General features: G+C 38.6%; 8 protein-coding genes. 5 read left to right on the top strand and 3 right to left on the bottom strand.

The window, feature by feature from the left end:
* Positions 1-2: 2 nt before the first annotated feature.
* Positions 3-623, bottom strand: a complete 621-nt coding sequence (locus D9O48_RS06410; protein WP_126971784.1) for a phosphatase PAP2 family protein — start codon at positions 621-623, stop codon at positions 3-5.
* 147 nt (positions 624-770) lie between these two features.
* On the opposite strand from D9O48_RS06410, the gene D9O48_RS06405 reads away from it, so the two are divergent.
* The 4 genes from D9O48_RS06405 to D9O48_RS06390 all read left to right on the top strand — a co-directional run bounded on the left by D9O48_RS06405 (position 771) and on the right by D9O48_RS06390 (position 7,750).
* Entirely contained in the window at positions 771-2,750 is a 1,980-nt protein-coding gene (locus D9O48_RS06405; RefSeq protein ID WP_126971782.1) for an LTA synthase family protein, read from the top strand.
* Positions 2,751-2,768: 18 nt separating this feature from the next.
* Positions 2,769-4,829 (top strand): hypothetical protein, encoded by a 2,061-nt coding sequence (locus tag D9O48_RS06400; RefSeq protein ID WP_126971780.1) that lies wholly within the window; start codon positions 2,769-2,771, stop codon positions 4,827-4,829.
* 77 nt (positions 4,830-4,906) lie between these two features.
* On the top strand, positions 4,907-6,286 hold the full coding sequence (glmM, locus tag D9O48_RS06395) for a phosphoglucosamine mutase (protein ID WP_126971778.1): 1,380 nt from the start codon (positions 4,907-4,909) through the stop codon (positions 6,284-6,286).
* A 330-nt stretch (positions 6,287-6,616) separates the two neighbouring features.
* The gene (locus D9O48_RS06390; RefSeq protein WP_126971776.1) at positions 6,617-7,750 is read left to right on the top strand and encodes a cysteine desulfurase family protein; all 1,134 of its coding nucleotides are present in this window, start codon (positions 6,617-6,619) and stop codon (positions 7,748-7,750) included.
* A 28-nt stretch (positions 7,751-7,778) separates the two neighbouring features.
* On the opposite strand, the gene D9O48_RS06385 is transcribed toward D9O48_RS06390, so the two are convergent.
* Complete coding sequence (locus D9O48_RS06385) at positions 7,779-8,438, bottom strand: GDSL-type esterase/lipase family protein (protein WP_126971774.1); 660 nt, start codon at positions 8,436-8,438, stop codon at positions 7,779-7,781.
* A gap of 17 nt (positions 8,439-8,455) precedes the next feature.
* Complete coding sequence (locus tag D9O48_RS06380) at positions 8,456-9,328, bottom strand: AraC family transcriptional regulator (protein ID WP_126971772.1); 873 nt, start codon at positions 9,326-9,328, stop codon at positions 8,456-8,458.
* A gap of 187 nt (positions 9,329-9,515) precedes the next feature.
* Between D9O48_RS06380 and D9O48_RS06375 the strand changes: the two genes are divergently transcribed.
* On the top strand, positions 9,516-12,638 hold the full coding sequence (locus tag D9O48_RS06375) for a SusC/RagA family TonB-linked outer membrane protein (RefSeq protein ID WP_126971770.1): 3,123 nt from the start codon (positions 9,516-9,518) through the stop codon (positions 12,636-12,638).
* Position 12,639: the final 1 nt, after the last annotated feature.

Genomic DNA, 12,639 nt, shown 5'->3' with positions numbered 1-12,639 from the left:
ACTTAGCGAATTGAATCAATAGATAGTTTACCACATTTACGTGTGTAGAGTTGATAGATTGTCCAACCTAAAAATGTTCCTAAAATAGCACCGCAAACTACGTCGAACGGATAGTGTACGGCCACATAAACCTGCGTAAATGCGATACTGGCTGCCCATACAAAAAAAACATAACCCCATTTTTTCATGATGGGATAAAGTGTATAAAAAAAGAAACTGGCCTGGGCAAAATGGCTGGTTGCATGCGATGAGGTAAAACTCGAGCTCATCGGACAATACCTTACGAAAAAACGTAAAAACGGTGCCACCTCGGGGTCCTGGCAGGGACGTAAACGCATCACCGTTTGTTTGATGAGCTGACTGCTGACCAAATCGGCAACTGCGGCTGTCAGGATTACACCAAAAACCCACCACCAACCTTTTTTACCAAAGTTTAAAACAGCAAAGAAAATGAGAAATAGATAAAGAGGAATCCAGGTGCGGGTTTCTCTTAAGTAAGGCAGCACAGTATCAAAAAAACTGTTGCTCCAATCTTGATTGATTTTTTGTATCAACCAGAAATCATATGGCTGAATGTAATGCCAAAGGTTTAATAAGTAAAATGTACTATAAGGATCTTCCATACCAAAAATTATAGACCATAGTTCGGCTAATGCACAAAAGTATAGCCAAAAGCTTACATTCTCTAAGATAATTAATTAAATTATAAATAATTTCATATTTAGACAAGTTTTGAATGTAAAATTTAATTTTGGTGTTTATTTGCTGTTATGAAACAAAAGAAAGTTTTCCCTCCATATTTGAAGTTCTTGGCCAGTGTTGCAGGTATTCTTTTAATCGTTCTTTCACTAGCACGGTTGGTGTTTTTTCAATTGTTTAAAGCTGAACAACTTGCTTTTACTGATGTACTCCCTGCTTTTTTGTTGGGATTAAGATTTGATATACGCCTGGTTTTAATATGTATTTTACCACTATTCCTCTTTATGAGTTTTATGCAGTCGAAATTGCATTTACCTCTTTTTAAAAAGATTATTCTGGTTTACATGTGGGTAGTGAGTGTGGTTCTGGTATTTGTATATGTTGTAGATTTCTCTCATTATGCTTATCTGAATCAACGTTTAAACGCAGGGGCGCTGAGTTTACTGGAAGATACTGCCATCGCTTTAGAAATGGTATGGCAATCTTATCCGGTTATCCGCATGTTATTGGGAATGCTGGTTTTCCTCTTTTTGCTGAATTATATTTTTAGAAAATTATATGTGTTTTTTTTGAATAAACCGATTTCTTACCGGCAGAAATGGGATCTTATTTATGCCATCAGCTGTTTCCTGCTGATGGGTGTTTCTATTTTCGGAAGAATCAATCAATATCCGCTGAGATGGAGCGATGCATTTGCTTTAGGAGATGATTTTAAAGCCAGTATAGCTTTAAATCCGTTCGAATCGTTTTTTAATACATTGAACTTCCGTCAAAAAACTTTTGATCCTGAAAAAGTCAAAACAGCCTATCCGGTAGTAGCTAAATGGTTGAATCTGGATCCGGCTACTCCTTTGAAATATTTAAGAGTTGTACCGGAAGCGAATCCTGCACCAAAAAATGTGGTGGTGATTATCATGGAGTCGTTCAGCTATTATAAAAGTTCTGTTTCTGGTAACCCTTTAAATACCACACCTTTTTTTGATAGTTTAAGTAAAGCAGGTTATTTCTTTGACCGTGCTTTCACTCCGACCATCGGTACTGCCAGAGGCGTATGGGGAACCATTACCGGTGCACCGGATGTTGAACAACAAAAAACAGCTTCCAGAAATCCATTGGCAGTAGATCAAAATACCATTATCAATGATTTTAAAGGGTATGAAAAAAAATACTTTCTGGGAGGTAGCACTTCGTGGGCTAATATTCGTGGCGTATTGAATAACAATATTGAAGGAATAAAAATTTACGAGGATACCTATTTTCAATCGCCCGTTGTGGATGTTTGGGGTATTTCAGATAAAAGCTTGTTCGAAGAATCAAACGCATTGCTAAAAACTACCAATCAACCTTTTTTTGCAGTGATACAAACCGCCGGTAATCATCGCCCGTATACGATTCCTTCTGTTGATATTCCTGACTTTCAACCGCTTACTTTACCATTAGATTCATTAAAGAAATATGGCTTTGAATCAAATGAAGAGTTTAATGCTTTTCGTTACAGCGATTATTGCCTGAAGAAATTTTTCGAACTGGCCTCTCAGCAACCTTATTTTGAAAATACGGTCTTTGCCATTGTCGGCGACCACGGCATTCCGGGAAATGCAAAAGAGTTACTACCCAACGCATTTACAGATTTAAGGTTAAATGCAATGCATGTGCCTATGTTGATTTATCAAAAAGGCATGGAACCTAAACGTTTTCATTTTCCGGCTTCACAGCTAGACCTGTTGCCTACCGTTGCTTCTTATATTGGTATTTCTTATCATAATACCACTTTTGGTAAGAACCTGCTCGATACAACATTGACACCTTTTGCCTATATTTATGATCACGATGCCAAAGCAACCGGTATAGTAACCGGCGACTATTATTTCAGAATGCGTGTGAGTATGAAAGGTTCAGGCCACGAAGAACTCGGCTCTATCATCCATAACGATCCGATTGATCAACATACTAAAGACTCAATTCTTCCCATCCTAAAGAATTACACTGAAGCATTCTATGAAACCGCTAAATATCTTTTAACAAATAATAAAAAAGCAGCTGCACAGTAATGCTTTAAAATGATTGTTATGAAATTTATTCGCCTTATTCTGATTCCGGTATTTTTTATGTATAGTTGTGGTAACGCACAGATTGAAACCATAGCTGTTAAGAATGCCGGTAATATTCAATGTGCTGAACCTAAAAAAATTGAAGAAATTTATCCTGAATGGGTGTATGACCTGTCAGGATATAAAGGAGTAAACGGTGGTGACCCATACTTTTTATTCGATGAATCAAAAGAACTGGACCCCTTAAACGGAATTAATGGTTCTCCTAACACAAACCCTCACCCGAAATCAGGCGGAATGATGTATTTCAAACCTGGAATAGGCAGCCGGATTGTAGTAGACCTCGGAACTGATTATGATATTTCGAGCGTGTTTTTATATGATAAATCCAGCTCGGGCGACAGTATCAGTATTTATTCCGGTTCTCCGTTAGAATGGACTTTACACGCTTCTTTCTTGTCTAATAAAAGCAGTTTCGGTGGCGGTTGGAAAAGATTAGACATTCAATCCAATACCCGGTTTGTAATGATCCAGTTTGCCGGTCCTGCGAATATTACCGAGATGGTATTATACGGATGCAGAACAGGGGCAGCTGCCACAGCTCCCGCGAAAAAATATGAAGGTGCCCGATTACCACAAAAGTCGTTAAAAGAGTTTTTAGGAGTGAACTGCTATCAGGGCACGCCCATGCAATATATGACACCCTTCACGTATTCAAGATTATACATGAACAATGATAAAATTGATATCGGTAAACAGGAAGATTATCCGGATAATATCAGGTACAATATTGTTCCGAACGGTTGGTGGAATAATGGAACCGGCGATTATGTATTGTATGACGACTCTGTAAAAATGGTGAAACAAAAAATATGGTATAGCTTTTTAGGAGTACCGAAATGGTTGATGGAAAGAGGTGGGCATAACCATGATTTTCCTTTAACACAACCCGGTATGCCGACGCATGATCCGAAAAGTTACGGCCGGCATGCCAATATGCTATGGAACATGGCTGCAGCTTACGGCGCTACCAAAGTAGATACCAATCTTATTCAGGCAGTTAATTCTAATCGATTCAGCGGTAGAAATACCATGACGGTATTTGAAAACGGAAATGAATCGGATGCTTATTGGGAAGGTATGCGTTACTGGACGCCATTGGAGTATTTTGCAATGAGTTCTGCTGATTACGATGGCCATGAAGGCGCACTCGGGGCCAGACATGGTATTAAAAACGCAGATCAGAAAAGTGAACTCATGATGGCCGGTCTGGTAGGAATCGACTTTAACAGAGTAAGAGTACTGGATTTTCTGAGCAGGTACGGAAGAAAAGACCAGCAGTTTTTGTGGAATGGCGGTATCCAGTTTCACTATTATTCCAATAACGGAAAAGGCGAGTTGGCCGGAGATAAGTTTTCATCTGCAAAAGCAGGCATTACGCCGGAAGAAGATTCTTTGCGTACAAAATTATCTCGTGTAAGAGAACAAACTTATCTATTACAACCGGAAGTAGAATGTATTCTCGGAGAATATGGCTTTGATAAAAATCAGCAAAGTAAAGTATCAGCGCCGATTATCGACCAGCAATCTCCCGAAGTCTCTCAAGGGGTGGTATTGCTTAGAGCGATCAATGCAATTTTCTTTTCAGGATTCGATCAGTATATTATTTACTGGATTAAAGACACGGAGCCCCTATCCACTCCTAATACATACCTTACCTCAGGTTTGTTGAAGCAGGATCCGGGTCAGGTATATTCAACTTATCCATCGTGGCATCACATCGACAGAATGGTGCAGCATTTGGGAGAATATATTCCGGAATCTGTTGTTTCAGAACAAGGGGATGTTTGGGTGTACAAATACAAACACAAATCTCAACCGCAACAAAAAGCATATTTTGTATACCAGCCTGTAAGAGATTCGAAAAAAAATATTAGTTACAATCTGAAATCATCGGCGAAAACCGGCCATCAGATTGATTTAGTGAGTGATCAGGTAAGTTCTGTAGCTGCCAGCGGCGGGCAATTTAAGCTGCCGGTGAGCGCAAATCCTACCATTTTTATGGTAGAAGAGCGGTAAGACTGAAATTACCCATAACTAGTTATACCCGAAGTAAAGGGAAAAAGCTATTTTTGTGATCCTAAAAAATGTGAGCAGTGGCACTTATAAAAAGTATTTCCGGCATCAGAGGCACAATAGGAGGAAAAGTAGCAGAAAACTTGAGTCCTGTTGATATCGTAAAATTTGCGGCAGCCTATGGTACCTGGTTGTTAGAAGAAAATAAAACCCCTAAAGTAGTAATCGGCAGAGATGGCAGAGTAAGTGGTAACATGGTTCAATCTCTCGTAGTAAATACTTTAGTAGGTTTAGGAATTGATGTAATTGATATTGGTTTGTCTACTACACCTACTGTGGAAATGGCAGTGGTTTGGGAGCAGGCGGGGGGTGGTATTATTATTACAGCCAGTCATAATCCTAAAGAATGGAATGCATTAAAATTACTGAATGATAAAGGCGAGTTCATCAGCGGTGATGACGGAAAAAAAGTATTGGAGATTGCAGCCGATGACGCTTATCAGTTTGCAAATGTTGATCACCTCGGAACCGTTAGTACCAACGATCAGTATTTTCAGAAACATATCGACTCTATTCTTGCATACCCGTTGGTAAATGTTGAAGCGATCAGAGAAAAGAATTTTAAAGTAGTGGTGGATGTGGTAAACTCTACCGGTGCTTTGGTGATTCCTCAGTTGTTAAAAGCACTGGGCGTAGAAGACGTTATTTTACTAAACGGAGAAGTTACCGGAAAATTTGCTCACAATCCTGAGCCTTTACCGGAAAACCTTACAGAATTAAGTAACGCTGTAAAGTCAAATAAAGCAGATCTGGGGATTGCTGTTGATCCGGATGTAGACAGACTTTGTTTTGTAAATGAAGACGGATCAATGTTCGGAGAAGAGTATACGCTGGTAGCGGTAGCAGATTATATACTGCAACACCGTGCCGGTAATACAGTGAGCAATATGAGCAGTACCAAAGCATTGAAAGAAATCACTATACAAAGAGGAGGGGTGTATACACCTGCCGCAGTAGGTGAAGTGAATGTTGTTAATAAAATGAAGTCTACCCAGGCGGTAATCGGTGGTGAAGGAAACGGTGGTATTATTGTTCCTGATTTCCATTACGGGAGAGATGCATTGATTGGTATCGGTTTATTTTTATCTGCACTGGCACAGCATAAAAATGGTATAAAGTCTTTTAGAAATAAATATCCCGACTACTTTATTTCGAAGAATAAGATAGAGCTGGATCCGTCTATTGATGTAAATGTAGTGTTTGAGCAGATTCAGGAAAAGTATAAACACCATCCTATGAATACCGAAGACGGATTAAAGATTGAGTTCGACGAAGACTGGGTACATTTGAGAACTTCTAATACTGAACCGATTATCAGGATTTATGCGGAAAGTAATTTTGAAACAACCGCCAATAACATAGCGTTGAAAATAATGCGGGATATTAAAGAAGCCCAATAAAAGAAAAAAGCTGCCTCAAGGCAGCTTTTTTCTTTTATACTATACCCCTGATTTTCTAAAAACCGGATAAAATAACAGGCTTCAATTGTATGTAAATCAATACGTTTGGTAAAGTCTGGAAAATTTTGTATCTTAATAGTTAGGCCCGTTGGAAGTCTAGCGAAATAATAGATTAGAAAAAGCGATAAAAAATACCTTTTTCAGTTCATTCCTTTTAAAAAAGCAGGGCATCTCTTAACGGAATCTAAATATTACAAATAACAGCATTGAAATAGAAATTATTTTAGGAAATTTGTGATCCATTGGAAACTGATTAGTAAAAACAAGACTATGAGCGTGAAGAATAGAATTTATTTCGATAATGCCGCAACTACCCCATTAGACCCTGAAGTTTTAGAAGCGATGCTTCCTTACATGAGAGAGCAGTTTGGTAATCCTTCATCCATTTATTCTTATGGCAGAGAAAGTAGATTAGGAATTGAGAACGCGCGAAAGAGCGTTGCAAAGATTCTGAATGCGCATCCTTCTGAAATATTCTTTACATCCGGCGGTACGGAGAGTTCTAACACGGCTATTACGGCGTCAGTAAGAGATTTGGGATGCAAGCATATTATTTCCTCTCCGATTGAACACCATGCTACCCTGCATACGGTAGAACATTTACACCATACCGGCGAGGCCAGGTTGAGTTATGTGAAAATTTTACCCAGCGGACATGTAGATATGGAGCACCTGGAATCTTTACTGGCAGATGCCAGCGAAAAAACTTTGGTGACCTTAATGCATGCGAACAATGAAATCGGTAATCTCTTAGATATACACGCGGTGGGTGAGCTTTGTAAAAAATACGATGCTATTTTCCATTCCGATACTGTGCAAACAGTAGGTCATTTTCCTTTTGATTTAAAAAATACACCTGTGCATTTTATTACCGGTGCCGGTCATAAATTTCACGGTCCGAAAGGAGTCGGTATATTATATATCAACCAGGATGTAAAAATCAAACCTTATATTCATGGAGGTTCGCAGGAGAGAAACATGAGAGCCGGTACTGAAAACCTTTATGGTATCATCGGTTTTGCCAAAGCACTTGAATTAGCTACAGCGCATTTCGAAAAAGATGCTCAATATATCAATGACCTTCGATTTTATATGCGTGATCAGTTAAAGGCTAACATTCCCGGTGTTAGTTTTAACGGAGATCATGAAAGGAGCTTATATACCGTATTGAGTGCTTCATTTCCCATCAATGAAAAATCTGAAATGTTGCTGTTTAACTTAGATATCAACAATATCTGTGCGTCTGGAGGAAGTGCCTGTACGAGCGGTGCTAATCAGGGGTCGCACGTCATTAAAGCACTGAATGGTGATCCGAACCGCGTAGCTGTTCGTTTTTCTTTCAGTAAAAACAATACAAAAGAAGAAATTGATCAGGTGATTAATAAATTAAAAGAACTGGTATAAAAAATGGCGGGTGTTTTACCCGCCATTTTTATTTCTTCAACTTCGGTTCTATCGCTTTTTTCCAGATATCATAACCCGCCCGGTTCATATGTAAACTATCGCTTAAAAAAATATGCGGCATAATGTCGGTATCATTGACCATCATTAAGCTGTACATATCCAGGTATTCAATTCGTTTTCCTGTTTTTTTAATAAATGCTGCAATTCGATGATTGGCTTTTTGCAGCTCCTCCATATGTGGACGTTTAAAGGGGGAAGGTTTTAATGAAATATATAAAATCGGAGTTTTGGGTAACTGTTTTCTGATTAAATAATAAAGCTCTTTAAAACGTTCGAATACAATATCTCCGTTCGTTTCTTTGTTCAAATCATTTTCTCCGCAATAAATCACTATCTGTTTAGGCTGATAAGGAAACAGAATTTCATTTGCATAGAAAATCTGGTCGGTTAATTTAGAACCTCCGAATCCACGATTGATAATGTTGAAACCGGGAAAGTCTTGTTGAACATCTTTCCAGTTGGTAAACGTAGAACTGCCTATAAAAAGAATTTGATTGGCAGCCGGAAATGACAATGAATCTGCCCGTTTAAAACGCTGTATTTCCTGGTAATAAGCTTGCCCGAAAAGGGATAACGTTGAAATACTGATAAAAAGAGTTGCTACAATTTTTTTTAAATCGATCCTCATGTGATTGCTATGGTTTGTTAAATGAAAATTCTGTTTCCCTTCCGGTGATTGGCTCTGAACTCGGCAGGAGTAATGTTTTTGAGTTGCTTGAACTTACGGTTGAAATTTGAAATATTATTAAAACCGCAATTGTAAGCAATTTCCGAAACGGTCTGGTGAGTATCAATTAATGAACGTGATGCCTTGCCGATTCTGATCTGAATCAGCGTATCAATGAAACTCATACCGGTTTTGTTTTTGAAAAAGCGGCTGAAAGAAACATCCGCCATGTTAACGAGTTTGGCACAATCGCTGAGCTGAACATTTTTGTCATAATTACTTTGCAGGTACTGCATTACTTTTTCAATTCTTCTGCTGTTGTATATAATAGCCGGACTACTCATCGAATCGTCACATAATAGCCTTGTATTTCTGGAAATCGATAAGTCGTGTAAAATGGATAATAATTCAATAACCGAGTCAAAGTTCTGTTTCGTATGCAAAGACAATAACCTTTCCTTTAAATGAAGGGCGGTGTTTCTGGAGAAGGCAATACCGTATTTAGACTTCTGTAACATCTCCCGCATGAACTTCAGTTGCCCCCTTCTTAAAAATTTGTCATCAAGAAGGTCTTTATGAAACTGTATGGTTACTTCCTGAATATCGAGGCTGTTACATTTATGTGTTTCCCATACGTGAGGGATGTTGGAGCCGACCAGTACGAGTTCAATATCGTCGATTTCTTCCTCAACACCGGCTATGATCCGTTTAGCTCCTTTGGCATTGAGGATGAAGTTGATTTCCATTTCATCGTGGTAATGATAAGGGAAATCAAAAGCAGATTTACTTCTGCTGAAGATCGTAAAGCAATCGTCGTTGGCAAGTGGGGTAATTTCTTTTAGTATACTCATATGGCTAAAAAAGTATAATAAATAAGTTAAAGATAAACTTAGAGCAAAATTTCTGAAATATTGATTTTATGCTGTCTTAAAGTAGGTTATGAACATAAATTGCTGTATTAGTATAATATAATGTTAAAATAGTATTATATAAAGGATAAATATGATGCCTATTTTTGAGCTCTAAAGCTGCTGCTATATGAATACATTTCGGAAACTCTGCTTATGGTTGCTGTGTCTCTCCCTGTCAGCAACTCTCCATGCACAAAACATTATTATCACGGGAAAAATTACAGATGAGCAAGGGCAGCCATTGGAAGGTGCTTCCGTTGGCTCTAAAGATGGTAAACACTCTGCCCTTTCTTTAAAAGATGGTAGTTTTCAACTTTCGGTTGCCAGCTCCATTAGAGAATTGGTATTTTCTTTTGTGGGGATGGAATCTCAAACCCATACCATCGGTTCTAAAAGGGTCATCAATGTTCGTTTAACTGCAAAGTCTGACCTGATGAATGAGGCGATCGTCATCGGATATGGAACGGTTAAAAAATCAGATCTTACAGGAGCTGTTCAAAGAATCAGTGCTGAAGATTTGGTGCGCGAAAATCCTATCAATATCGTGCAGGCAATGCAAGGTAAATTAGCCGGTGTGAATATTACGCAAAATGACGGCGCTCCGGGAGCCGGTTTAAGTATGCGCATCAGAGGTTCAAATTCTTTTACCGGAGGTACAGAGCCTTTGTATGTGATAGACGGTGTACCTTTTAATAATTCAAATTCAGGATCTACACCTGCTGCAATCGGCGACGATGAAAAGCAAACTTTAAACGTTTTGTCTTTTCTGAATGTCAATGATATCGAATCGATCGACGTTCTGAAAGATGCTTCTGCTACTGCCATTTATGGTGCCAGAGGTGCAAACGGAGTGGTTATTATTACTACAAAAAAAGGAAAGGCCGGTAAAGACAGAATCGATTTTAATTCTACCGTTGGAGTAGCTCAGGTATCTAAAAAAATTGATGTTCTGAATCCGTATGATTACGTTCGGTTTCAAAACCTTGCCTATGAAAATGCTAATAAATACGATGGCACAAGCTATACCTTACCCTTTCCTGACGTGGAAACTTATCGTAACCAGCACATCAACTGGCAGGATCAGGTTTTCAGAAGCGGTATAAGCCAGAACCATTCAATTGCTATCTCCGGCGGTAATGAAAACGGAACACATAATATTTCTTTCAATTATATTGACCAGGAAGGGATTATTCAAAACTCCGATTATAATAAAATAGGTTTGAATATCGGTCTGCACAGAAATATCGGTTCACGTATTAAAATAGGAACCAGTAGTACTATTTCACGCACAATTACCAACGGTGTTAAAACAGGTACCGACAAGTCGGATGCCGCCAGCGCGGGTATTATCCGCTCTTTAATGACCTATCCCACACATATGAGCTCAGTCGAGGCATTCGACGGCGAAGGAGCTGATTTTTTCATTACGAATCCTGTTATTTATACCAGAGATGTTTTAAACAGGGTTACGAATATTAATATTTTTACTTCCAATTACCTCGAAGTAAAACTCAGTAATGCACTTAAATTTCGTCAGAATGTAGGTTTTAACTATACCAGCGGTTTGAGAGATCAGTATTATCCCAGCACCGTGTACGAAGGATTCAGTATGAAAGGATGGGGAATGAAAGCAGATAATATCTGGAATAGTTTATTGTCTGAGTCTATTCTTACTTACACTGAAACTTTTGGTAAAAGTTCAATTACCGCAATGGGGGGTATGACTTACGAAAATATAAATAGTCAGTGGAAAAGAGCGGAGGCAAAAACTTTTACCAATGATTTTTTGGCTAACGAAAACCTGCAAATGGGTGAAGTGGTAATGCCGGTCATCGGTAATCGTTCAGAGGTTACCAATATTTCTTACCTGGGAAGAATCAATTATAATTATGATGACCGTTATCTGATTACTGCTTCTTTCAGAAATGACGGTTCGAGTAAATTCGGTGCGAATAATAAATTCGGATTTTTCCCTTCTGCAGGTTTTGCATGGAAAATACTGAATGAAGATTTCATGAAAAATGTAACGTATTTCTCTGACCTTAAATTAAGGCTGAGCTATGGTGTTACCGGAGGGGCAGGTATTCCCAGTTATGGCTCTTTACCAAAGTTGGTCGTGAATAATTATCCTTTCAATGGCAACCTTCAAAGTGGGTTAGGGTATGATGTTACTTCCGGTCCGCCCAATCCCGATCTCAGATGGGAAAGAACTGAAGCTTATAATCTTGGACTGGATATGGGTTTTATGAATAACCGCATCAGTGTAACTGTAGATGCTTATTCTAAAATTACCAATGATCTGCTACAGTATGTTGCCATTCCTAATTCTACCGGCTATACCAGAAAGCTGATCAATTCCGGATCTGTCAGGAACAGAGGTATTGAAGTGGTCGTGAATGCAGATATTGTTAAGAAAAAAGATTTCGAATGGACTTCCAATTTTAATATTTCCTTTAACAGAAATAAAATTCTGAGTTTGGGAAGTGATCACCTGATGCAATTTGCCGGTAATATTTCTACCAGTGATGCTCCTTTTGTGCAAATGGTGGGTCAGCCGATTGGTGCACTATGGGGTTATATCGAAGATGGTTACTACGATAATGAAGCTGAAGTTCGTCATGACCTGCAATACACCAACCAGGCCCCTGAAATTATCCGCCGTATGGTAGGTGAAATTAAATATAGAAACCTCGATGGTGATCCTTCTGCTATTACTATTGAAGATCGTACACTGATCGGAGATGTGAATCCGAATTATACTTTAGGATTAAATAACCGTTTCAGATATAAAAACTTTGACCTGAGCTTTTTTATTCATGCAGTTCAGGGAAATGATGTAATTAATATGAATACCCGATTCAATGCTAATCTGGGTGGTAATAAAAATATTACCTATGATATGTGGAATAGTGCCTGGGCTGAAGGACAAGATAACAGTCAGATTCAAAACCCAAAAATCATGCGTCAGTTCTGGAGATCTTTCCTGTTCAGCAGACGATTTGTTGAAGACGGTTCTTTTGTTCGGTTGAGGAATATTACAGTAGGATATAATGTACCTCTGAGAAATACAGAAGTTATTAAATCATTGAGGGTAGGACTAAGTATCAATAATTTGTTTACCATAACAAATTATAGCGGATATGATCCGGAAGTAAACAGTTACGGTGATAATCCGGCATTGTTCGGTGTTGACCTGGGCGGTTATCCGAATGCAAGATCCTATAACCTCAGCTTACGTTGTAATTTCTAAC

The organism is Gynurincola endophyticus (assembly GCF_003991195.1).
Taxonomy (GTDB): domain Bacteria; phylum Bacteroidota; class Bacteroidia; order Chitinophagales; family Chitinophagaceae; genus Gynurincola; species Gynurincola endophyticus.
Note: the sequence above shows the minus strand (reverse complement) of the source record. Positions and strands in the feature narration are given on the sequence as shown.